This is a genomic window from Streptomyces griseus, assembly GCF_001715295.1.
GTDB lineage: Bacteria > Actinomycetota > Actinomycetes > Streptomycetales > Streptomycetaceae > Streptomyces > Streptomyces griseus_G.
Genome location: NZ_MDKB01000004.1, coordinates 26806 through 49557, shown reverse-complemented (window position 1 = coordinate 49557; position 22752 = coordinate 26806). Strand labels below are relative to the sequence as shown.

20 protein-coding genes are annotated in these 22752 nt (G+C 73.3%); 10 read left to right on the top strand and 10 right to left on the bottom strand.

Translation table 11 applies throughout. The annotated features are described in order from the left end of the window. Window positions 1-171: 171 nt before the first annotated feature. Both BA175_RS21810 and BA175_RS21805 read right to left on the bottom strand, forming a co-directional pair. Window positions 172-2082, bottom strand: a complete 1911-nt coding sequence (locus BA175_RS21810; protein ID WP_069173197.1) for an AAA family ATPase — start codon at window positions 2080-2082, stop codon at window positions 172-174. 374 nt (window positions 2083-2456) lie between these two features. Next, window positions 2457-3071 carry a uridine kinase family protein gene (locus BA175_RS21805; protein WP_069173196.1) on the bottom strand — a complete coding sequence of 205 codons (615 nt, stop codon included), beginning with the start codon at window positions 3069-3071 and terminating at the stop codon, window positions 2457-2459. 203 nt (window positions 3072-3274) lie between these two features. Between BA175_RS21805 and BA175_RS21800 the strand changes: the two genes are divergently transcribed. Next, window positions 3275-4645 carry a peptidase C39 family protein gene (locus BA175_RS21800; protein WP_069173195.1) on the top strand — a complete coding sequence of 457 codons (1371 nt, stop codon included), beginning with the start codon at window positions 3275-3277 and terminating at the stop codon, window positions 4643-4645. A gap of 80 nt (window positions 4646-4725) precedes the next feature. Here the strand turns inward: BA175_RS21800 and BA175_RS21795 are convergent, their stop codons facing one another. Beyond that, on the bottom strand, window positions 4726-5349 hold the full coding sequence (locus BA175_RS21795; protein ID WP_069173194.1) for a TetR/AcrR family transcriptional regulator: 624 nt from the start codon (window positions 5347-5349) through the stop codon (window positions 4726-4728). A gap of 133 nt (window positions 5350-5482) precedes the next feature. Between BA175_RS21795 and BA175_RS21790 the strand changes: the two genes are divergently transcribed. Together BA175_RS21790 and BA175_RS21785 are read left to right on the top strand one after the other, a co-directional pair. Beyond that, the gene (locus BA175_RS21790) at window positions 5483-6328 is read left to right on the top strand and encodes a class I SAM-dependent methyltransferase (RefSeq protein WP_069173193.1); all 846 of its coding nucleotides are present in this window, start codon (window positions 5483-5485) and stop codon (window positions 6326-6328) included. A 514-nt stretch (window positions 6329-6842) separates the two neighbouring features. Beyond that, window positions 6843-8015 (top strand): acyl-CoA dehydrogenase family protein, encoded by a 1173-nt coding sequence (locus BA175_RS21785; protein ID WP_069173192.1) that lies wholly within the window; start codon window positions 6843-6845, stop codon window positions 8013-8015. 351 nt (window positions 8016-8366) lie between these two features. On the opposite strand, the gene BA175_RS21780 is transcribed toward BA175_RS21785, so the two are convergent. After that, complete coding sequence (locus BA175_RS21780) at window positions 8367-8762, bottom strand: hypothetical protein (RefSeq protein ID WP_069173191.1); 396 nt, start codon at window positions 8760-8762, stop codon at window positions 8367-8369. A gap of 204 nt (window positions 8763-8966) precedes the next feature. Between BA175_RS21780 and BA175_RS21775 the strand changes: the two genes are divergently transcribed. From BA175_RS21775 to fxsA, 4 genes are all read left to right on the top strand, one after another. Next, complete coding sequence (locus BA175_RS21775; protein WP_069173190.1) at window positions 8967-9407, top strand: Lrp/AsnC family transcriptional regulator; 441 nt, start codon at window positions 8967-8969, stop codon at window positions 9405-9407. Between the two features lie 67 nt (window positions 9408-9474). Then, the gene (locus tag BA175_RS21770; RefSeq protein WP_069173189.1) at window positions 9475-11115 is read left to right on the top strand and encodes an amidohydrolase; all 1641 of its coding nucleotides are present in this window, start codon (window positions 9475-9477) and stop codon (window positions 11113-11115) included. A gap of 537 nt (window positions 11116-11652) precedes the next feature. Continuing rightward, window positions 11653-12420, top strand: coding sequence for a polyprenol monophosphomannose synthase (locus BA175_RS21765; protein WP_069173188.1), 768 nt, complete (start codon window positions 11653-11655; stop codon window positions 12418-12420). 102 nt (window positions 12421-12522) lie between these two features. Continuing rightward, window positions 12523-13125, top strand: coding sequence for an FxsA family membrane protein (gene fxsA / locus BA175_RS21760; protein ID WP_069173187.1), 603 nt, complete (start codon window positions 12523-12525; stop codon window positions 13123-13125). Window positions 13126-13259: 134 nt separating this feature from the next. Here the strand turns inward: fxsA and BA175_RS21755 are convergent, their stop codons facing one another. The 4 genes from BA175_RS21755 to BA175_RS21740 all read right to left on the bottom strand — a co-directional run bounded on the left by BA175_RS21755 (window position 13260) and on the right by BA175_RS21740 (window position 16783). Further along, window positions 13260-13634: an RNA polymerase-binding protein RbpA gene (locus tag BA175_RS21755; RefSeq protein ID WP_014044757.1), complete on the bottom strand. Its 375-nt coding sequence runs from the start codon at window positions 13632-13634 to the stop codon at window positions 13260-13262. A 265-nt stretch (window positions 13635-13899) separates the two neighbouring features. Next, a complete protein-coding gene (locus BA175_RS21750) occupies window positions 13900-15264 on the bottom strand; it encodes an MFS transporter (RefSeq protein WP_069173186.1) in 1365 nt (454 codons plus the stop codon). Between the two features lie 43 nt (window positions 15265-15307). Continuing rightward, window positions 15308-16072 (bottom strand): glycerophosphodiester phosphodiesterase family protein, encoded by a 765-nt coding sequence (locus tag BA175_RS21745; protein WP_069173185.1) that lies wholly within the window; start codon window positions 16070-16072, stop codon window positions 15308-15310. Between the two features lie 39 nt (window positions 16073-16111). Next, entirely contained in the window at window positions 16112-16783 is a 672-nt protein-coding gene (locus BA175_RS21740) for a YczE/YyaS/YitT family protein (protein WP_069173184.1), read from the bottom strand. A 101-nt stretch (window positions 16784-16884) separates the two neighbouring features. On the opposite strand from BA175_RS21740, the gene BA175_RS21735 reads away from it, so the two are divergent. Next, window positions 16885-18384: a PLP-dependent aminotransferase family protein gene (locus BA175_RS21735; protein WP_069173183.1), complete on the top strand. Its 1500-nt coding sequence runs from the start codon at window positions 16885-16887 to the stop codon at window positions 18382-18384. Window positions 18385-18396: 12 nt separating this feature from the next. Here BA175_RS21735 and BA175_RS21730 read toward each other — a convergent pair whose 3' ends face one another. Continuing rightward, window positions 18397-20004 (bottom strand): hypothetical protein, encoded by a 1608-nt coding sequence (locus BA175_RS21730; protein WP_069173182.1) that lies wholly within the window; start codon window positions 20002-20004, stop codon window positions 18397-18399. Between the two features lie 37 nt (window positions 20005-20041). After that, window positions 20042-20236 (bottom strand): hypothetical protein, encoded by a 195-nt coding sequence (locus tag BA175_RS21725; protein ID WP_014044751.1) that lies wholly within the window; start codon window positions 20234-20236, stop codon window positions 20042-20044. A 357-nt stretch (window positions 20237-20593) separates the two neighbouring features. Here BA175_RS21725 and BA175_RS21720 point away from each other — a divergent pair, with 357 nt between their 5' ends. Both BA175_RS21720 and BA175_RS21715 read left to right on the top strand, forming a co-directional pair. Next, window positions 20594-20986, top strand: a complete 393-nt coding sequence (locus tag BA175_RS21720) for an ankyrin repeat domain-containing protein (protein WP_069173698.1) — start codon at window positions 20594-20596, stop codon at window positions 20984-20986. 238 nt (window positions 20987-21224) lie between these two features. Further along, the gene (locus BA175_RS21715) at window positions 21225-22643 is read left to right on the top strand and encodes a hypothetical protein (protein ID WP_069173181.1); all 1419 of its coding nucleotides are present in this window, start codon (window positions 21225-21227) and stop codon (window positions 22641-22643) included. The last annotated feature ends 109 nt before the right edge of the window (window positions 22644-22752 follow it).

The window sequence follows — 22752 nt, the reverse complement described above, 5'->3', positions numbered from 1 at the left end:
GCCCCGGTGTCTCACCGCGCCCCCGGCCCCGGCGCCTCACCCCGGCCCCGGCGCCTCATCGCGCCCCCGGCGCCTCACCACGCCCCGGCCCCGGTGCCTCCCGGCGCCTCATCGCGGCCCCGGCCCCGGCGCCTCATAGCGACCCCTGCGCCTCACCGCGGCCCCGGCGCCTCATCGCGCCCCCGGCTCCTGCGTCCCCCGGTCCACCGGGCCCCGCCCGGACAGCACCTCGCCGTACGCCTGCATCAGGTCGGCGAGCCGCAGGGTCGACAGATCGTCCCGGGCCGGCGCCACCGAGTACCCGGAGAGCCGCAGGTCCCGGTAGGCGCAGCTCTTCTCGTACAGCGTGCGCAGGAAACGGCCGTTGCCCAGCTCGTCGATCCAGCCCTGCTCGACCACGTGGCCGCTGATGCTGCGCAGCTCCTCCAGGGACTCCTCGTCCCATCTGTCGCCGTTCTCGGCCGCCAGCACCTCGCCTATCGCGGTGAGTTCCGGCGGGCGGTAGCTCGGGAAGTCGACCCGCGTGGTGAAGCGGGAGGAGAGGCCCGGATTGGTGGACAGCAGCCGGTCCATGCCCTCGGGGTAGCCCGCCAGGATGACGACGAGATGGTCCCGGTTGTCCTCGGCCCTCTTGAGGAGGACCTGCAGTGCCTCGTCACCGTACGCGTCGCCCTTGCTGTAACCGGAGTTGGAGAGGCTGTACGCCTCGTCGACGAAGAGCACCCCGCCGAGTGCCGAATCGATCAGCTCGTTGGCCTTCACGGCGGTCTGGCCGAGGAACTCGCCCACCAGGTCGGAGCGCTGGGCCTCCACGAGATGATCGCCGCCGAGCAGCCCGAGCGCGTAGAACACCCGGCCCAGGATGCGGGCGACCGTGGTCTTTCCCGTCCCGGACGGGCCGGAGAACACGAAGTGCCGCTTCGGCGGCTGTACGGGCAGGCCCTGCTCGGCCCGGAGACGCGCCATGTTCAGCTGCGCCGACAACGCTTTGACCTGGCGCTTCACGGGTTCGAGGCCGACCATGCGCTCGAGCTCCGCCAGCGCGTCGGCGAGCAGCACCGGATCGCTCGGCCCCGCCGGGACGGCGCCGCGCGCCTGTCTGCGGGACGTCCCTGACGTCTCCCGCACACCCTCGGGCCGGGCCGGTGGCGCGGCCGACCCCGGCAGGTCCAGCGGGTCCCCTCCGAGCCAGGGGTCCCGGCCGTCCACCAGGTCGGTGCCCAGCGCCGCCTCGCCGTCCGGCTGCGCCTCCGCGCCCAGGACGTCCGAGACCGGCCCCGTCAGGGAGAGGGCGGCCAGGCCGGTGGCCTCGTCGTAGCCGTCACCGTCGGAGATCGCCGCGAGCCGGGCGGAGGTGTCCATGAACGCCGGGTCGACGCGGTGCACCGCCCGGTACAGGGGGAGGGCCGCCGCGCTGCGCCCGGTGCCCTCGTGGGCCCGGGCCAGCCAGTAGCGCAGCTCCTTGCGCTGGGGCTGCTCGCTCCGGCAGCGCATCAGGGCAGCGGACAGCAGGGGCTCGGCCTGCCCGTACATCTCCAGGCGCACCCGGGCCATGCCGCCGAAGAGGCCCGACTCGATGCCGAGGAGCGGATCGTCGACGAGCGGCTCGGTGGTGCGTACCAGCTGTTCCCAGTCCTTGACCAGATACGCGCGACAGGCGTGCAGGAAGCGCACGTGCCGGTCCGTGTCGACCGGCGGCAGGCCCGCGAGCGCCCGGTCCAGCTCCGGGACATGACGGCCGTCCAGCCAGTGGGAGGCGTGCGCCAGCAGCAGGTCGCGCGGGCTCTCCAGTACGGGCTGCACCCACCAGCCCAGCCAGTACCAGGAGTTGAGCGTGCGGCGGTACCGGGCGCGCTGCTCGCCGAAGCGGTCGCGGTGGCGGTACATGCGCAGCAGCGCCGTGGACGTGTCGACGCGCAGGGCGTGGAGGCCGAGCCAGCCGTCCGCCATGCCGGGGTCGATGCGCACGGCGGTCCTGAACTCCTCCTCGGCCTGCGGGTACGCGCCCATCGTGTAGGCGTCCACGCCCCGCAGCCAGGCGAGGTCGGCGGGGGCCTGTGTGCCCTGCGTGCCGATGTCCATCAGGTCCCCCACAAAACCGTGCCCCCAGAATGCCCTGCCCGCACAGCATGCCCATCGGAGCGTCGCTAATCACCGTGCCGGGGGCGGGAATTGACCACAGCCGGAGGCGCCGTACCTGCGGGGAGGGCGCCTCCTGAGGGCGTCACCGGCACCCGGTCCGGTGACCCAGGGTGAGCGCGGAGAGCCCGTCCGGGTCCCGGGGAGGACGCGCGAGGGCAGAACGAAGCCCCCGGTCACGGGGGAACAACCGGGGGCTTCGTGTCCGCGGGGCTCCGAAAAGCCGCACAATGAGAACGTAGAACCTCTCCGGCCCCTCGGTCAAGCCGAGTTGAGGTACGTCCGGCACGAATTCCGGCTGACCGGCAAGGCAACCCTCACTCTTCACTCTCCGTGAGGGGGTGACTCGTCCCCGCTGTCGCACGGGGTCCGTCCAGCCACGCGTACCCGCCCGGCACCTGGCGTATCACCGTGTCCGCGAACGGATATGAGGGGTCGTCGGCGAAATGCCGCTCCTCCGCGACGGTCCAGCCGTCCCAGAACTCCGACAGCGCGGGCCCGTCCCGCCGCCTGCCCCGCTGCCAGGACCGCTCGCTGTCCCCCTCCAGCCACAGCAGCTCCGCGAGGTAGGGCCGGACGGCGGCGCGGCCCGCGCCCACCCCCTCCATCAGCACCACCGGCGCGAGCCCGAGCACCCGCGCCGCACCGAAGCGCCGGGCCGTCCAGTCGTACGGGGCGTACCGCGCGGCCTCCCCGCGCGACAGCGGATCCAGCACCTGTGCCCGCAGGCGGCCCGTCCAGGCGAAGAGTTCCTCGTGGGTGGCCAGGTCGTCCAGGTGCAGCACGGGGGCACCGCCGAGCGCGGAGGCGAGACGGCCGGTGAAGGTGGTCTTGCCCGACCCCGCGTGCCCGTCGACGGCGATGATCCGCACGGCCCCGCAGGACGGCGGCAGGGAGCGCAGACGGCGTGCGTGGTCCGCCAGGTCGTTCATCCCCCCAGCGTACGAGAGCCGCCCCGGCCGGCAGGAGGGCGGAGCCGGACCGTCCCTCCCCGCAGGTCACGCCAGTGGATCAGACCAATATTGCTCCTGCGGCACGGGGCGAATCGCTGGCAGGATCCGGCCCCCACCCGCGATAGTTGGCGCACCGATCGGCACCCGCAGCCCCAATCCGCTCACGACCGGGGGTCTCGCCCATGACCAGACCGACCACACGCAGGACCGTGCTCAGTGCCGCGCTCGCGGCAGCGGCCGGGGCGGGCACGGCGGCCTCCGCCGGCCCCGCCGCGGCCGCCCCCGCCCGTACCTCCACCACCTCCTCATCGCCGGCGGCCGCCTCGCTCGTGGACAACCGTTTCTGGAGCACCTACACCGACTGGCGCTGCGGCTCGGCGGCCGGAACCCGTGCCGTCGCCGGACCGCGGCCGGGCCTGGTGATCGCCGCCGCCGTCGGCAGCACCGAGTACACCGACCCGCACACCGGCACGACCACCGCCTGGGAGTACGCGACCTGGACCTCCCCCACCCACCGCTCGGGCGTGCCGGCCACCGAGGTGATCGCCTCCTGGAACGCCCTGACACCGGCCGGCACCTGGCTCCAGGTGGAGCTCCGCGGCCGGTATGCGGACGGGACGGACACCCCCTGGTACGTGATGGGCAGGTGGGCGGCGGGCGACGCCGACATCCGCCGCACGTCCGTCGACGACCAGACCGACGGCAGAAGCACGGTCTGGACGGACACCTTCTCCGTGGACGACGCGGCGAGCGGGCTCCGGCTGGTCTCCTACCGGCTGCGGCTCACCCTCTACCGCACCCCGGGCACCGCTCTCACGCCCACGGTCCACCGGATCGGTGCGATGGCCTCGGACGTCCCGGACCGCTTCACCGTCCCACCGAGCACACCCGGGCTCAGCCGGGAACTGACGGTGCCCCGCTACTCGCAGAACATCCACATGGGGGAGTACCCCGAGTACGACAACGGGGGCGAGGCCTGGTGCAGCCCCACCTCCTCGCAGATGATCATCGAGTACTGGGGGCGCCGGCCCACCGCGGAGGACCTCGCCTGGGTGAAGCCGGGCATCGCGGACCCGCAGGTCTGCCACGCGGCCCGCCACACCTACGACCACCAGTACGAGGGGTGCGGCAACTGGCCCTTCAACGCCGCCTACGCGTCGACGTACCAGAACATGAACGCGGTCGTCACCCGGCTCGGTTCGCTCACCGACGTGGAGCGACTCGTCGGTGCGGGCATCCCCGTCATCACGTCCCAGTCCTTCCTCGAGGAGGAACTGACCGGCGCCGGTTACGGCACCTCCGGCCACCTGATGACGGTCATCGGCTTCACGCCCGACGGCGACGTCATCGCCAACGACCCCGCGTCCCCGGACAACGACGCGGTCCGCCGCGTCTACCGCCGCTCCGAGTGGGAGAACATCTGGCTGCGGACCAAGCGCTACGACGCGAACGGCAAGGTGAGGAGCGGCACGGGAGGGGTCTGCTACATCTACTGGCCGACAGAGCCGTCCCCGGCCCGGTACCGCGTCCTGAGGTCGCTCGGGCTGGCCTGAGCATGTGAGGCCCTACGGCCGCCTCGACGCCCCGACGGCAGCGCTTCCCGGCCGTCCCGGGGGGCGGCCGTACCGGCCCGCTACGGTGCCTCCCGGCCCGCGGACGCTCCGCTGCCGGACGCGGCACCGACGAGCAGGCCGACGAGCCGTTCCGTCTGGGCACGGGCGTCCGGCGCACCGGGCCGGCTCGTCATCAGGAGATGGTGGACGGTCCCCACCAGGCCGAGTGCGACCGCAGCGGTGTCGGCGCCCTCCGCGAGGCGCCCCAGGCGCTGTTCGGCGTCCAGGTAGGCGGTGATCGAGTCCTGGATCGCGGTGAAACCGGGCGCGCCCGCCTCCAGTGCCAGGCGGATCCGCTGTGAGGCGGCGGGCCGCGTCAGCGCGAGGCCGGTCACCGTGGGGTCCAGCGAGTTCAGCAGAGCGAGCGCGACCGTGCCGAGGTTCCCGGCCACCGTTCCCTGCCCCGCCTGTGCGGGAAGCAGCCCGGCCCGCTCCGCGACGCGCGCGAACCGGTCGAGGACCAACTCGGCGACGAATGCGTCCAGCCCGTCGAAGTGGGCGTGCAGCAGCCCCTTCGCGCACCCGGCCTCGCCGGTGATCGCCCTGCTGGTCAGGGCGGCCGGCCCCTCGCGCGCCAGCACCCGCTCCGCGGCGTCGAAGAGCCGTCGGCGCACATCCGGAATCGCTACTCCACGCGGTGACATCAGGCCTTCTCCCGGTACGAGACACGGCGGACCCCCAGGGCAGGGGGATTGCCAGTATGGGCAAGCGCCCATACTGTATGGGCGCTTGCCCATACTAATCCCGGGCAGACATCCGTCCCGCAGGAGACTCCGCATGCAGCACATCGTGAACACCGATCAGGCCCGGGCGTGGAACGGCTACGAGGGCACGCACTGGGCCCGCAACCACGACCGCTGGAACGCCGTGAACGAGCACTTCGACGCGCCCCTGCTCGCCGCCGCCGCGATCCAGGAGGGCGACCGCGTCCTCGACATCGGCTGCGGGGCGGGGCAGACGACCCGGCTGGCCGCACGCCGGGCCGGGAGCGGCCGGGCCACCGGCGTGGACCTGTCGGCGCCGATGCTGGAGCGCGCACGCGCGTGCGCGCTCCACGAGGGCGTGGGCAACGTGACCTTCGAGCAGGGGGACGCCCAGGTCCACACCTTCGAGCCCGACTCCTTCGACGCCGCGATCAGCCGCTTCGGGGTCATGTTCTTCGCGGACCCGGTAGCCGCCTTCGCCACCGTCGGACGCGCACTGCGACCCGGTGGCCGCCTCGCGTTCGTCTGCACCGCCGACCCCGGGCGCAACGAGTGGCTCCAGGCCCTCGGGGCCCTGCGGGGCATCCTGCCCGTCGGCGACTTCGGGACGCCCGACGGCCCCGGAATGTTCTCCCTGGCTGACCCCGACCGGATCCGTGAGGTGCTGTCCACCGCCGGATACGGGCGAATCGGCGCGGCACGCCTGGAGGTGCGCGGGTCCTGGGGCCGGGATGCCGACGAGGCGGCCTCCTTCCTCCTCGACTCCGGACCGGGCCGCCATCTGACCGGCCAGGTCGACGCCCCCACCGCCGCCCACGCCCGCCGGGTGCTCAGGGACAGGCTGCGGGCCCACGAGGAGCACGGCGCGGTGCGCCTGCGGAGTGCCGCCCTGCTGGTCACCGCCGTCCGTCCGGGCTGACCCCACCGGGCCTCCGTGGCAGGACGGGAGCGGGGGAGAACGACGGAGGGGCGGGAGGCGGGGCGCCCGCCCGGCACCCCGCCCCTGACGGCCCCGGCCAAGGGGCCGCTCACCCGCCCGGCGTGCGTGTACCCCGCCGTGGCCGGTCGATGTCCCTCCGGTTCGCCGTTCGCCCGCGCGGACCCCCGGCTCCCGTCCGGGGCCCGTCGGCGTACCCGGCACCGCCCCCTCGGCCGCCCCGCGCGAGGAGACGCCGTTACCACCCCCGGCGGCCTTTGTCGACGGTCCGGGCCAACTTCCCCGGCGACCGGGCGCCTTGCCCCCGGTGACGGCGGCGCTCCGATCGGGCATACTCATCCCGCCACAGCCTCTGGCCAGCACCTCTCGTGATCCGAGCAGGGCAGGATCGGCTGGGAGCCATACCTTTCCGGGCGAGACCCGGGACCACCCGGCGGCGCCGCGCCCACCCCGCGACCGCGACCGCCGCAACGCCCGACAGGGAGGAGAGCGCGTCATGTCCGACCGTGCCCCGCAGCCGGTGGAACGCCGCCTGCCCACCGAGGAGTCCCGGCAGCTCGTCGAGCTCGTCCGCGACATCGTGTCCAAGGAGATCGCACCCCGGGCGGCCGAGGAGGAGGACGCGGGTCAGTTCCCGCGCGCCCTCTTCACCCTGCTCTCCGAATCCGGACTCCTCGGCCTGCCGTACGACTCCGCGTACGGCGGCGGCGACCAGCCGTACGAGGTCTACCTCCAGGTCCTCGAGGAACTGGCCGCCGCCCGCCTCACCGTCGGTCTCGGCGTCAGCGTCCACTCGCTGGCCTGCCACGCCCTCGCCGGCTACGGAACCGAGGAACAGCGGGCCTCCCACCTCCCGGCGATGCTCGGGGGCGGACTGCTGGGCGCCTACTGCCTCTCCGAGCCTGCCTCGGGCTCCGATGCGGCCTCGCTGCGCACGAAGGCCGTACGGGACGGCGACGACTGGGTCCTGACCGGAACCAAGGCCTGGATCACGCACGGCGGCATCGCCGACTTCTACACGGTCATGGCGCGCACCGGGGCGGAAGGCCCCCGGGGCATCACGGCGTTCCTCGTGCCCGGCGACGCCGAGGGACTCGGCGCCGCCCTGCCGGAGAAGAAGATGGGCATGAAGGGCTCGCCCACCGCCCAGATGCACTTCGACGGTGTACGGATCTCCGGGGACCGCCGCATCGGCGACGAGGGGCAGGGCTTCGCCATCGCCCTGTCCGCACTCGACTCGGGTCGCCTGGGCATCGCGGCCTGCGCCATCGGCGTCGCCCGGGCAGCCCTGGACGAGGCCGTCGAATACGCCACCGGGCGGCGCCAGTTCGGCCGTCCCGTCGCGGACTTCCAGGGCCTGCGCTTCATGCTCGCCGACATGGCCACCCAGATCGAGGCCGGCCGGTCGCTCTACCTCGAGGCGGCACGGCGCCGCGACGCCGGACTGCCGTTCTCCCGGCAGGCGGCGATGGCGAAGCTCTTCTGCACCGACGCGGCCATGCGGGTGACCACGGACGCCGTCCAGGTGCTCGGAGGCTACGGCTACACGCTCGACTTCCCCGTCGAGCGGCTGATGCGCGAGGCGAAGGTGCTGCAGATCGTCGAGGGCACCAACCAGATCCAGCGCATGGTCATCGCCCGCCACCTCGCGGGTCCCGAGACACGCTGACCCCGCGGGCGTCGTCATGATCCGGTCCGCTCCGGGTCATGACGGTCCGGCAGCGTCCGGCCCGCGCCCTTCCCACGGCGTACCACGGGCCGGTGGACGGGCGGGTCGGCCGCGAGGAGCGGGGACCGCCGCGCGGCACGGACGGGCCGGGGGACCGCTTCTCGGCGTGCCGGAGCGGCGGGACGGCCAGGAACGCGGCCGGGCCCCGCACGTGCGGGCCTACGGAACCGTCGCCGGACCTGAGTCCGCCGACGCGCGATCGTCTCCCGGGTACCGCAATCCGGCCGGCGCCGGGGAGGGCCCGCGCCGCAACCGGGTCACGGTAGGGGCCGGGGAGTGCCGCGGGACGGCTCAGGCGGCCTGACGCCGCAGCGGCGGTACGGGCAAGGGCCGCGAGCCGGGGCCGCCGGCGTGGGAGAAGGGCTGCATCCGCCAGTCGAAACCCTGAGGGAGCGTCAGGAGCAGTGCGGTCTCCTGCTCCTGGACCTTCAGCGACTCGCCGGCGGGACGGGCCTCGGCGGCCGGACGGCTCGTCCCGGCACACACGGTGAGCACGAACGGATTCCACGGCGTGGGGCACAGGGCGTGCTCGGGCAGGACGTCCTCGTCCGCCAGCAGGGCGATCGGCTGCGCACAGTCCGGGCAGATGACCCGGTACATCTCGAACGTGTCGTACGCGTCGTCGTCGTGAGCGGCGTATTCGACGGGCTCCGGTTCGGTGCGTCCGGTGAGCTTCATGCTCTGCATGGGATGTTTCCCCCCTCGGATGGGCCGGCCGGGCGCCACGGCCTCGGCCACAGCAACCACTTCCCGTGGGGAGCCGGCCGTAACCGCGAGCCCGTCGGCTACCGGTCGGCAAACATGTGGTATTCGTCACATGCCCCTCGAACGAGCCCCTCCGGGGGCTCCGCGACTGTGCCTGGAGGCACCCGGGGCCATAGGTTGATCCGCATGGAGGAGCTGGACCGTCAGATCGTGGAGTTGCTCGTCAAGGACGGGCGGATGAGCTACACCGACCTGGGCAAGGCCACGGGCCTGTCCACCTCGGCCGTTCATCAGCGCGTCCGCAGGCTGGAGCAGCGCGGGGTGATCCGGGGCTACGCCGCGGTCGTCGACCCCGAGGCCGTCGGACTGCCCCTCACCGCGTTCATCTCGGTGAAACCGTTCGACCCGAGCGCCCCCGACGACATCGCCGAACGGCTCGCCGGCGTACCGGAGCTGGAGGCCTGCCACAGCGTCGCCGGTGACGAGAACTACATCCTCAAGGTGCGCTGCTCCAGCCCCCTGGAGCTGGAGCACCTGCTGACCCGGATCCGTTCCCTGGCGGGCGTCTCCACCCGTACGACCGTCGTCCTCTCCACCCCCTACGAGGCGCGTCCGCCGCGCATCTGAGGACCCGCGGCCCTCGTGCGAGGGGGCCGCGGACAGGAGCGCTCCCGGCAGGCGCGAGACTGGTCCCATGACCGAGAGCACCGCCCCCCAGAGCGAACACCGCACCGTGCTGCTGCGCGGTGGAGACGTCCACAGCCCCGCCGACCCGTTCGCGACCGCGATGGTCGTCGAACGCGGCCATGTCGCGTGGGTGGGATCGGAGGGGGCGGCCGACGCCTTCGCCGGCGGCGTGGACGAGGTGATCGACCTGGAAGGGGCTCTGGTCACACCGGCCTTCACCGACTCCCACGTCCACACCACCTCGACGGGGCTCGCCCTCACCGGGCTGGACCTCTCCGGCGCACGCAGCCTCGCCGACGCCCTCCACCTCCTGCGCGCGTACGCGAAGCGCGAAGCCGGACAACGGGTCGTCCTCGGCCACGGATGGGACGCGACGCGCTGGCCCGAGCAGCGGCCCCCCTCGCGCGCCGAGCTCGACGAGGCCGCCGCCGGCCTGCCGGTCTACCTGCCGCGGGTGGACGTGCACTCCGCCGTGGTGACCACCGCCCTGCTCGATCTCGTCCCCGGTGTCACGGCGCTGGCCGGATACCACCCCGAGGGCCCCCTCACCGGCGCCGCCCACCACGCGGTGCGCTCCGCCGCACACGGCGCCGTCACCCCGCGGCGCCGCGCCGAGGCGCAGCGCGCGGCCCTGGCGCACGCGGCCTCGCTCGGCATCGGGACCGTGCACGAGTGCGCCGGACCGGAGATCTCGGACGAGGAGGACTTCACCGGGCTCCTGGAGCTCGCCGCCGAGCTGCCGGGTCCCCGCGTCTTCGGATACTGGGCCGAGCGGATCACCGACGAGAAGGGCGCCCGCCGCATCCGCGAACTCGGGGCCCTCGGCGCGGCCGGTGACCTGTTCGTCGACGGCTCCCTGGGCTCCCACACGGCCTCGCTGCACGAGCCGTACGCCGACGCCCCGCACAGCGGTACCGCCCACCTGGACGCGGCCCGCATCGCCGCGCACGTCACCGCCTGCACCGAGGCGGGTCTGCAGGCCGGCTTCCACGCCATCGGCGACGCAGCGGTCTCCGCCGTCGTCGCCGGCGTCCGGGCCGCCTCCGAGACGCTCGGCCTCGCCCGTGTCCGCGCCGCGCGGCACCGGGTCGAGCATGCCGAGATGCTCACCCCCGAGACGATCGCCGCGTTCGCCGAGCTCGGTCTGACCGCCTCCGTCCAGCCCGCCTTCGACGCGGCCTGGGGCGGCCCGGACGGCATGTACGCCCGGCGGCTCGGCGCGGAACGGGCCGCCACGCTCAACCCGTACGCGGCGCTCCTGCGCGCCGGGGTACCCCTGGCGTTCGGCTCGGACAGCCCGGTCACGCCCTCGGACCCGTGGGGAACCGTGCGGGCGGCGGCCTTCCACCGCACGCCCGAGCACCGCGTCTCCGTGCGGGCCGGTTTCACCGCGCACACGCGTGGCGGCTGGCGGGCCGTCGGACGCGACGACGCCGGGGTGCTCGTGCCCGGCGCCCCCGCCGACTACGCCGTCTGGCGGACCGGGGAACTCGTCGTCCAGGCGCCCGACGACCGGGTCTCCCGGTGGTCGACCGACCCCCGCTCCGGCACCCCCGGCCTGCCGGATCTCACCCCCGGCACGGACCTTCCCGTCTGCCTGCGCACCGTGGTCGGGGGCCGGACCGTCTACGTGAGGCCGAACGAGTGACGTCGAGGCGCTCCGTACCGCCGATCGAAGGTGGGCGCACTCCGGCGTGACCCGGCCAGCCCCGGCACTGACCTGGCGCTTTGGGTGAAAACCGCAGGTGGAACGGGTGTTGACAGGAAGCGCCCACCGGCCGGTAGGTTCGGCCGGGTCCACCACTGGACGTCCGACCGGTCGCACCTCCACGCAGTCGTCGAACGCCGCTGGGTCATGGGGTGGTGCGCCGCACCGGCGCACCACCGCTGACAGCCAGGTTCAGCGCCCGCACCTCGGGGGCGAGGGAGCGTGTCGTCCGGACGGCAGGTGTGACCCGGGTGGGGCCCGGAGGTTCAGTAGACAACGGCTTTCGGTCGACCCGCAGCCAGCGGGTCCCAGGTCGGCCCGAAGGACACCGGGCCCCGACCCGCAGATCTGTCCGCAGTTCCGTCCTTCTGTCCGGTACGACGGTGTGCCTGCCACGCCCGCTCGTGACCGCGTAGGTATCCGGCCGCGATGCGCTGGATATGGTGTGCACCTGCGTACGGACTTTAAGGGGCAGTAGTGAACGACGGCGGACAGAGGCAGTTCGGCCCGCTCGGCAGAGTCTTGGTGATCATTCCGACCTACAACGAGGCCGAGAACGTCAAACTGATCACCGCCCGGGTGCGCGCCGCCGTTCCGGACGCGGACATCCTGGTCGCCGACGACAACAGCCCCGACGGCACCGGCAAGGTCGCCGACGAACTCGCGGCGGCGGACAGCCACGTGCACGTACTGCACCGGAAGGGCAAGGAAGGGCTCGGCGCCGCCTACCTGGCCGGCTTCCACTGGGGCACCGAGCACGGTTACGGAGTCCTGGTCGAGATGGACGCCGACGGCTCCCACCAGCCCGAGGAGCTCCCGCGGCTGCTCACCGCGCTCAAGGGCGCCGACCTGGTCCTCGGCTCGCGCTGGGTCCCCGGCGGCCGGGTGGTCAACTGGCCGCGGCACCGCGAGATGATCTCCCGCGGCGGCAGCCTGTACTCCCGGATGCTGCTCGGCCTCTCGGTCCGCGACGTCACCGGCGGCTACCGGGCGTTCCGCACGCCCACCCTGGAGGGCCTCGGCCTCGGCGAGGTCGCCTCCCAGGGATACTGCTTCCAGGTCGACCTGGCCCGCCGTGCCGTCGAGGCGGGCTACCACGTCGTCGAGGTGCCCATCACCTTCATGGAACGCGAGATCGGCGACTCCAAGATGAGCCGCGACATCCTCGTCGAGGCGCTCTGGCGGGTCACCGGCTGGGGGATCACCGGCCGGGCGAACAAGGTGCTGGGCCGCAGGAACGCCTGACCTCCGCCGGGCATCCGCACGCGCCGGGCCCGGCCCTCCCGGCGAGGGGTCCCAAGATCACCCTCTTGCGCCGCCGCACACCGGGACAGGCACACTGGGGGTATGACGACCGGCACACCGCCTCAGAACCGTCCACGGCGCTCACGCGCCCGCACCCTCCTGCCGCTCGGCCTCGCCGCCTGGCTGGTACTGGAGATCTGGCTGCTGACCGTGGTGGCCGAAGCGACGAGCGGCTTCGCCGTGCTGCTGATCCTGGTCGCCGGCGCCGTGCTCGGTGCCGCGGTGATCAAGCGGGCGGGGCGGCGGGCCTTCCGGAACCTCTCCGAGACCCTGCAGCGGATGCCGGGACAGCCCGGCGCCTCCGGCGACCCGGCGGCAGCCCCGGCCGGCAGCAGGGGCAACGGCTTCCTGATGCTGGGCGGCCTCCTCCTGATGATCCCCGGCGTGATCTCCGACGCGGCGGGTCTCCTCCTCCTGCTGCCTCCCCTCCGCTCGATGCTCAGCCGCTTCGCGGAGCGCTCGCTGGAACGCCGGATGCGTCAGGCCGCGCCGGGAACCCTCTCCGACGCCTTCCAGCAGGCCCGCATGCACCAGCCCGACGGGAAGGTGGTCCAGGGCGAGGTCATCCGCGAGGACGGCACCCAGGCCTCCCGCCGGTCCGACGACGGCCCGGGGAGCGCGCCCCGCCCGCCGCTTGCCCCCTGACCGCGGGCCTGGCGGGGCTTCCCCCGGACGGGCGTCACCCGTCCGGGGGAAGCCCCGGAACGCAGAGAGCCGCGGGCCGTGACACACGTTCTGTGTCACGGCCCGCGGCTCTCGATCTGTGCGGTGATGCGCGGTCAGGCAGACTTCCTGCTGTCCCGCGGATGCACGGCGATGTTCATGGCTCCGGAGCGCAGAACCGCCAGCCTCTCGGCCAGCACCTCCTCCAGCTCCTCGCGGGTGCGCCGCTCCATGAGCATGTCCCAGTGCGTACGCGCAGGCTTGCCCTTCTTCTCCTCGGGGCCGTCCCCGTCCACCAGGAGTGCCGTGGCGCCGCACGCCTTGCACTCCCACTCCGGCGGAATTTCCGCCTCTACCGAGAACGGCATCTCAAAACGATGTCCGTTCGGGCATGCGTACTCCACCGCCTGGCGCGGGGCCAGATCGATGCCGCGGTCCGTCTCGTAGCTGGTAACCACGAGTCGCGTGCCGCGGAGAGCTCGCTCACTCATGAATCGTGCCTCCCGGGCTTGTCGCCCACAGGACAGGTGTCGCTGTCGTCGTCATCCGGTCAACGTCCGGTCGGCGGTAAAGATTCCCGTTGCCGGTCATGCGTCGCCCGTCGTGCCGCTGCTTTGTCTGGGTTGAGTACCCATCGGTGCCCGGTTTGTCACCTCTGGTCGAAGTTGTCACCCAGCGGTTCAGCTTCTTCCCCCTGGCAGTAACGGTCCTCCGGGCAGGCCAAAGACGTACACTACCGGCCTTTCACTTCAACGTCTAAATTCTGTCCGGCACGGGATTGCCCGCGGCGGCCACGGCGGCCCGGACGGGCACCCGCGCCAGGAGCACGGAACCGAGCGCGAAGAAGATCACCAGGGACAGGATGGCGTCCCGGTAGCTGCCGGTGAGCTGGTAGCCCAGACCGAACACCAGCGGGCCCAGCCAGCTGAGTCCCCGGTCGCTCATCTCGTACGCCGAGAAGTACTCCGCCTCCTTCCCCCGCGGCACCAGGTGCGAGAACAGGGAGCGGGAGAGCGCCTGGCTGCCGCCCAGCACCAGGCCGATCGCGGCCGCCAGCGTGTAGAAGAACACCGGCGCGCCGGCCGGCAGCACGTAGGCGGCGGCCAGGATCAGCGTCCAGACGGCCAGCGAGCCGAGAATCGTACGCTTCGCGCCGTACAGCCGGGCGAGCCGTCCCATGCCGAGGGCCCCGGCCACCGCGAGCACCTGCACGAGCAGCACCGCCGTGATGAGGGTCGTCTGGTCGAGACCGAGCTCCTCCGAGCCGTACACCGAGGCCTGGGAGATCACCGTCTGGATGCCGTCGTTGTAGACCAGGTAGGCGAGCAGGAACGAGAGCGTCAGCGGGTGGTGGCGCATGTCGCGCAAGGTCGCCGCCAACTGGCGCCAGCCCGAGCCCACCGCGCCCTCACCGCCGGGAGCGACCCGGCGGTCGCGCAGCCTGCGCAACGGCACGAGGGTGAACGCGCCCCACCACACGCCCGCCGAGGCGAGGCAGACGCGGACCGCGTCGGACTCCGAGAGGCCGAAGGAGTCGTGGCCCGTGTAGAGGACCAGGTTCAGGACGAGGACGAGCGCGCCCGAGGTGTATCCGAAGGCCCAGCCACGCGAGGAGACCGCGTCCCGCTCCTGGGGGGTGGCGATCTGCGGCAGGTAGGCGTTGTACAGCACCATCGACACGGAGATCGACGCGTTCGCCACGACGAGCAGGAAGGCGCCCAGCAGATAGCGCTGCCCGTCCAGGAAGAACATGCACGCCGTCGCCGTCGCGCCGGTGTACGCGGCAGCCGCGAGCAGCGGCTTCTTGCGCCCCGTACGGTCCGCGGCGGCGCCCGCCAGCGGCATCAGCAGGACCGCCACCACCACGGAGACGGACACGGCGTACGGGAAGAGCGATCCCGCCCGCACGGGTATCCCCAGCGGATGCACGTAGCCGTCCGCGTCGGCGGCGGCCTTGGCTATCGACGTGAGGTAGGGCCCGAGGAAGACCGTGAGCACGCTGGTGGAGTAGACGGAGCAGGCGAAGTCGTAGAAGTACCAGCCCCGTTGCTCCCTCTTCCGGCCGGCCTCCTCCGCCGGCCGCTGTTCCGGATCGGCCGTCTCCGCAGTACCCGTGCTCACCGCGCCCCCTCGCTCGTCCCCTGCGGGCGCGGCGGGCCCGGCGTCAGGACCAGGCGCCCCGCTCGCTCAGCACCGTGCGCAGCGCCTCGATGTGATCGGTCATGATGCCATCCACCCCGAGGTCCAGGAGGGCCGCCATCCGTTCCGGTTCGTTCACGGTCCAGACGTGGACCTGCAGGCCGCGTGCGTGCGCGGTGCGCACGAAGGCGCGGTCGACCACGCGGATGCCGTTCTGCGTCTCCGGGACCTGGGCGCACACCGCTCCCACGCGCAGCGCCGCCGGTATGCCGTACGAGCGCAGCCGCAGGCCCAGCACCCCGCGCACCCCGTACGAAGTGGCCAGCCGCGGACCCGCGAGGCGGTGCGCGCGGGCGACCCGTGTCTCCGAGAACGAGCCCACGCACACCCGGTCCCAGGCGTCGGTCCTGCGGATCAGCTCGACGAGCGGGACCAGCGCGGAGCCGGCCTTGAGGTCCACGTTCCAGCGGGCCTCGGGGAACTCCTCCAGCAACTCCTCGAAGAGCGCCAGCGGTTCGCTGCCGGCCACCCTCGCCCGGCTCACCTCGCTCCAGGGCAGATCGGCTATCCGGCCCCGGGAGTCCGTCACGCGGTCCAGGGTCGCGTCGTGGAACGCGACCAGGCGGCCGTCCGACGTGGTGTGCACATCGGTCTCGAAGTACCGGTAGCCCGCGCCGGCCGCGCGCCGGAAGGCGGCTGCCGTGTTCTCCCTCCCGTCCGCCGCCCCGCCGCGGTGGGCGAAGGCGAGGGGCGAGGGGTGGTCCAGGTAAGGATGGCGTCCAGAAGTCACGGCGGAAGTATCGCCCCTCCGGGTGAGCGGCCGGCAACGTCAGGGAGTGACGTGCTCCGGAGCACTGCCGCCCGGTACGGGGCCGTCCGGGGTCCGGTCGTCCGGCGCGGGGACGGCGAAGACGCGCAGGAAGAACTGGGCGAGCGGCCCGATCGCCAGGGCGTAGAGCACGGTGCCGGCGCCGAGCGAGCCGCCGAGGGCGAACCCGGTCACCACGACGGCCACCTCGATCGCCGTGCGCACCAGCCTGATCGAGCGCCCGGTGACCCGGTGCAGACCGGTCATCAGCCCGTCGCGCGGCCCCGGGCCGAAACGGGCCGAGATGTACAGGCCCGTGGCGACACCGTTCAGGACGATGCCCGCGGCCATGACCGGTATCTGCGCCCAGAGCCCCTGCACCTCGGGTACGACGGCGAGCGTGCCGTCCATCGAGATGCCGACGGCGAAGACGTTGGAGACGGTCCCGAGCCCGGGGCGCTGCCTGAGGGGGATCCACAGGAGCAGCACCACCGCGCCGACGGCTATCGAGACGACGCCGATGGACACCCCGGTCCGCAGGGCGAGGCCCTGGTGCAGCACACCCCACGGTTCGAGTCCGAGGCCGGCACGCACCAGGAGCGCCGAACTCGCCCCGTACAGGGCCAGACCCGCGTACAGAAAGGTCAGCCGCCGGGTGAGACGGGTCCCGCTCCGGGCGGTGGTGTCGGACAAGTGGTGCTCCCTGTGTGGTGGTGGTGGACTGCCGCATGTCACTCTGTGGCGGGGGATTGGCATACAACTATGGCCAATCCGAGGAAGGTGGACTGATTTCCATGGCGCAGTGGACCTCGACCGTCGGTGCGGGACAGCTCGCCCGCCAGCTCCGGGCCCAGCAGCCCCGGCCCACGGCCCCGGGCAGCCGCAAGCCGCCCGCCTACCGTGCGCTCGCCGACGGGGTGCGCCTGCTCGTCCTGGAGGGCCGCGTACCGGTCGCCGCCCGGCTCCCCGCCGAACGGGAGCTCGCGCTCGCCCTGTCGCTCAGCCGCACCACCGTCGCCGCCGCCTACGAGGCACTGCGGTCGGAGGGCTTCCTGGAGTCGCGGCGCGGGGCCGGCAGCTGGACGGCGGTCCCGGCGGGCAACCCGCTGCCCGCGCGCGGCCTGGAGCCCCTGCCGCCGGAGTCGCTCGGCTCGATGATCGACCTCGGCTGCGCCTCGCTGCCCGCCCCGGAGCCCTGGCTGACCCGGGCCGTCCAGGGAGCCCTGGAGGAACTGCCGCCGTACGCGCACACCCATGGGGACTACCCTGCCGGGCTGCCCGCCCTGCGGCAGATGATCGCCGACCGCTACACCGCGAGCGGCATCCCCACCATGCCCGAACAGATCATGGTCACCACCGGGGCGATGGGCGCCATCGACGCGATCTGCCATCTGTTCGCCGGGCGAGGCGAGCGCATCGCCGTGGAGTCGCCGAGCTACGCCAACATCCTCCAGCTCATGCGCGAGGCGGGCGCCAGGCTCGTGCCCGTGGCGATGGAGGAGGGCCTCGGCGGCTGGGACATGAACCGCTGGCGCCAGGTGCTGCGCGACGCCGCGCCCCGCCTCGCCTACGTCGTCGCGGACTTCCACAACCCGACCGGTGCCCTGGCCGACGAGGAGCGGCGCCGGGCCCTGGTGGAGGCCGCGCGCTCCGCCGGAACCGTCCTGGTCGTCGACGAGACCATGCACGAGCTGTACCTGGACGACGAGATCCGGATGCCACGCAGGGTCTGCGCGTTCGACCCGGCGGGCAGCACGGTCCTCACCGTCGGATCCGCGAGCAAGGCGTTCTGGGCCGGCATGCGGATCGGCTGGGTGCGGGCGGCGCCGGACGTCATCCGCAGCCTCGTCGCCGCCCGCGCCTACGCCGACATGGGGACACCTGTCCTGGAACAGCTCGCCATCAACTGGCTGCTGCGCACCGGCGGCTGGGAACAGGCCGTGGCCGTCCGGCGCGAGCAGGCCCGGCAGAACAGGGACGACCTGGTGCGCGCGGTCCGGCGCGAGCTCCCGGAGTGGGAGTTCGAGGTCCCGCACGGCGGTCTCACCCTCTGGGTGCGCACCGGCGGCCTCTCCGGGTCGCGGCTGGCCGTGGCGGGGGAGCGCGTCGGCGTACGGGTTCCGTCGGGGCCGCGGTTCGGGGTCGACGGCGCCTTCGAGGGATATGTGCGGCTGCCCTTCACCGTGGGCGGCCCGGTGGCCGAGGAGGCCGCTCTGCGGCTGGCCGCGGCAGCCGAACTGGTCGGGTCCGGGGCGGGCGCGGGAGCCGATACGCCACGGACGTTCGTGGCCTGAGGCCCCGGCGCCTCACCCCTCGGCGGCGGCCGGGGCCGAGACCAGCGCGTCCGCCCGTACGGGCGGTGGCGCGGCGGCGACGCCGTCCTGCGGTGCCTCCTGCTCCACGACCTGCGGCGCGCCGGGCAGCAGGTCGAGCACCGCCTGCCGGTGCGCCTCGCTCGTGGCGTCGTCGTACGGGTCGGGGGTGGCCGGGACCTGGAGCCGTAGGACCGGTCCGGTGCCGAGCCGCGCGTAGCCACGGCCCGGTGGGACGTCGGGGGTCGGGGTGGTGGGCGGCCGGCCGCCCACCACGGCCTCGACCTCCTCGCGGGTCGCGGGGCCGAGGACGGCCCGCGCCCGGGTGTGGGTCCGTACGGTGTCCGTGAGGGCGTCGAGGCAGTCCACGTGGTCGGCGACGACGACCGTCACCCCCGCGGCCCGCCCGTGGAGCAGCGGGACCTGGAGCAGTTCCTGAGGATCGGGTCGGCCGTCGGCGGCCGCCAGGTGCCCGAGCGCGCACGGGCGGTCCAGCAGGATCCAGAGCGGGCGCTTGATGTCCTCGGGCTCGGGGTGCCCGGCCTGGCGGGCGCGGTTGGCCGCGATGAGCCGCCGTTCGGTCTCGTGCGAGGCCCATTCGAGCGTCGCCAGGGTCCCGGCCAGGCCGCACTCCACGGCGAGTACGCCGTCGCGCCCGGTCAGGCACCCGTACTCGCCGTGGCCGCTCCCGTCGACGACGAGGACGTCGCCGTGCTGGAGGGCCTGGAGGGCGAGGGAGCGCACCAGGGTGGTGGCGCCGCTGCCGGGGTGCCCGGCGACCAGCAGATGGGGTTCGGTGGAGCGGGCGCCGGTGCGCCAGATCACGGGTGAGGCGTCACGCGTGGTGTCGCCGGCCCGGACGGGCACGGTGCGCCGGACCGCGTCGGCGTCGGTGAAGCCCAGCACGGTCTCACCGGGCGAGGTGACGAAGCGCTGGGCGGCGATCGTGGTGGGGAGGGCGTCCAGGACCGTCATGACGAGCCGGTTGCCCTCCTCGTCCCACGCGAAGTGGTATTCGCGGCCCCGGCCCGATTTGGCGTGGAGCACCTGTTCGACGCGGGCCCGCGAGGCGGGGTCGCCGTCCGTGAAGTAGGCGGGGTAGTTCACCTCGAGCCGGGTGAGGCGCCCGTTCCCGTCGAACGCGTAGGACGTGCCGAAGGCCTTCTCCCAGTCGCCGCCGTGGGAGAACAGCGGACCGGGGTCGTCGGACACGGAGAAGTGCGGCACCAGGGCCTCGTACAGCGCCCGGAGCCGGATCTCCTCCGCCTCGGTGGGGCCGGTCCTCACCGGGGCGCGCTCGCGGCCCCTCCACGCGGCGGCGCCCATCACCGAGACGAGGGCCAGCAGGGGCCCGTACGGGATGAGCGCCACCACGAGGACGCAGGCCGCCCCGAGGAACAGCGCGTGCCCGCGCCGGTCCTTGGGCGTCGCGGCCCATTTCAGCCGTCCCGCCCCGGCCAGCAGCCGCAGGCCGCGGATGACCGTGATCAGCGGATGCAGGACGTCGGTGGCGCTGTCGGCGGCCGTGCGCGCCCTCTCTCGACTACGGGTGAGCGAAGCGCTGCCGCTGCGCAGGATGCGGGGGAGTGGTCGCCGGGCCACGTCGGTCTCCTGAAGGGGTGGGAGCGGTTGCGGAGCGTCAGAACTTGATCCCACCCAGCATGCTGGCGAGGCTCGCCCCGCCGGCCGTGATGCTCGGCGCGATGGCGGTGCCGGCCAGGTAGAAGCCGAACAGGGCGCAGATGAGGGCGTGGGACGCCTTCAGCCCGTCCTTCTTGAAGAAGAGGAAGACGATGATGCCGAGCAGTACCACGCCCGAGATGGAGAGGATCATGAGCGGTTCTCCTGGTTGAGGGGGACAGTCACCATGAGTACTTCCAGCATCACAAGATGTATCTATACGATAAAAGGTGCAAGCGGGTGAACACGGGGTGATTTCACCCGATCGGCTGGGAGGGGGGGAAACGCCGCGGGGCGGTGGGTGGTGGGCGGAAGGTGAGATTCCACATGATGGTGCCGCGCCGGAGCCGGGCAGGCTCATGTCGATCGCGGAGCAGTACCCTGTCGATTCACTCGTACGGCCTCCCTGCCGTACCCCCCACGCGCCCGTGGGCCGGCCGTCATCACGCCGGGCCGCGGCACACAGCCATGGAAGGCGGTTCGTGCGATGAGCGAAGCCCCCGGACCCGAAGTGGGCGAAGCCCTCGACCCCGAGGTGGTCGAGTTGGCGGCCAGGGTCTTCGATCTGGCCCGCCGCGGCGAGACCGACGCGCTCGCCGCCTACGTCGACGCGGGTGTGCCCGTGAACCTCACCAACGACCGGGGCGACTCGCTGCTGATGCTCGCCGCCTACCACGGGCACGCGCCCGCCGTCAGTGCCCTCGCCGACCGCGGCGCCGATCCCGACCGGGCCAACGACCGGGGGCAGACCCCGCTCGCCGGAGCCGTCTTCAAGGGCGAGCGCACGGTGGTCGACGCGCTGCTCGCCGCAGGGGCCGACCCGGCCGCGGGAACACCGTCCGCCGTGGACACCGCGCGGATGTTCGGCAAGGGCGACCTGCTGGAACTCTTCGGTACCCGCTGAGACGCGCTCCGCGGCGCCGGCTGACCGGTCCGCCGTAAATGTGGTCGCGTCGGCGAAATGGCTGGGTCATCATGACGTCGCAGGTCCGCTCAGGACCACCGACGAGAGGCAGAGGAAGATGAGCACCAAGCAGAAGACGGCGGTCGGCCGATCATGTAGCTGCGCGGCATAGTGCCCTCCCGGCACTCGGAACAGCACAGTCCCGGTTGCGTCGACAGCTTGATGTGAGGCTTTCCCCATGTTCGATCCGTTCATAGCGCCGAGCGGCACCCTGCTCGGCCTGCTGCAGAGGGGCCGCGGCGACGGCACGCTCCACGCGCTCGCCGCACCCCGTACCGAGGCCCTCGCGGCCCTCAACCACTGCGTACTGAGCGATCCGCGTCACGACTGGCAGGTCGAGAACCGCTCCCTCTACTACGCACGCCTGTACCTCGATCTCGACGGCGGCACGGAGGAGATCGAGCGGCATCTGTGGGACCCCGAGGACGCCCTCGACACCGACGACTCACGTACGGGCCTCGCGCTCGCGGTGCTCGGCCACCTCGCCTCCTACGGCCGCGACGACGCCCTCCGGCTCCTCCGGCGGTACGCGGCGACAGGGGCGAACTGGGCCTGGGCCCTGGACGAGCTGGCCCTGCGCGACGACGACGCCGGACTGCGCTCACTCGCCGAGCCCGTACTGGCCCGTTTCCCCGCCACGGCGCAGGGCGCGGCCGATCTGGCCGCCGTGGTACGCGACGCCTTCGAACCGCGACCCTGGCGGCTGTGGGCCGACGACCCCCGGGTGTCGGTCGGCGCCCGTGTCAGGGCCGCGACGGAACAGGGGTCCTTCGACCGATGGCAGCGGCAGATGCGGCCCGGCGGCCCGCGCCCCGGCTGGAGTGTCCGGGCGGTCTTCGACTGGGCCCAGGAGGGACTGGAGCGGGGCAGCGTGCTCCACGTACCGGCGGCCCGCTGCCTCTCCGCCGTCGCCGGGGCCGGGGACCGCCCCCTGATCATTGAAGCCGCGCGCAGCGGCTCCGACGGTGCCCGCTCCGCGGCCCTGCACTACCTGGCCGGAGTGCGGGACCCCGCCGTGCTCGACCTGATCGAGCAGGCCGTCGCCTGCCCGTCGCGCACCGTCGCCGACGCGGCCGTGGCCGCGTTCGAGCGCATGTGCGGGGAGGACGCGGTGCGCCGGGCCCGGCGCTGGGTCCGGCGGCCCGACGCCCTCGGGGCGTCGGCGGCCGGCGTGCTGGCCTGCCGCGGCGGAGCGCAGGACGCACCGCTCGTCCTCGCCGCCCTGCGCGAGGCCGTCCGGGGCGAGGGCACCGACACGGCACGCCTGGGAACCCTCGTCGACGGCACCGGCCGGCTGGGCATCGCCTGCGCCGCGCCCGTACTGCGCCACGTCTACCGGGAGACCTCCTCCTCCCACCTGCGCGGACGGGCCGCCCGCGCCCTGGCCGTCACCGACCCGTCCTTCGCCACCGGCTTCGCCGTCGAGTGCCTCTGGGACTGCGAGGAGACCACTCGCGAGCTGGCCGCTCTCCATGCCGAGACCGGGGACGTCCGGGTCGCCGAGCGCCTGCGGCGGCTCGCCGCCGACCCGGCCGAGGAGGCCGAGGTGCAGACGGCGGTACGCAGCAGGATCGGCCCGGACGCCCCGGCCGTCTGACGTCCGGCCCGGCCCCCTCCGCCGCGGAGTCCGGCCCGGGACGAACGCCCGCCGGACGTCCCCCGGCCGGAACGCCCGGGATCCGGCGGCGGCACGGCGGTGCGGGGGC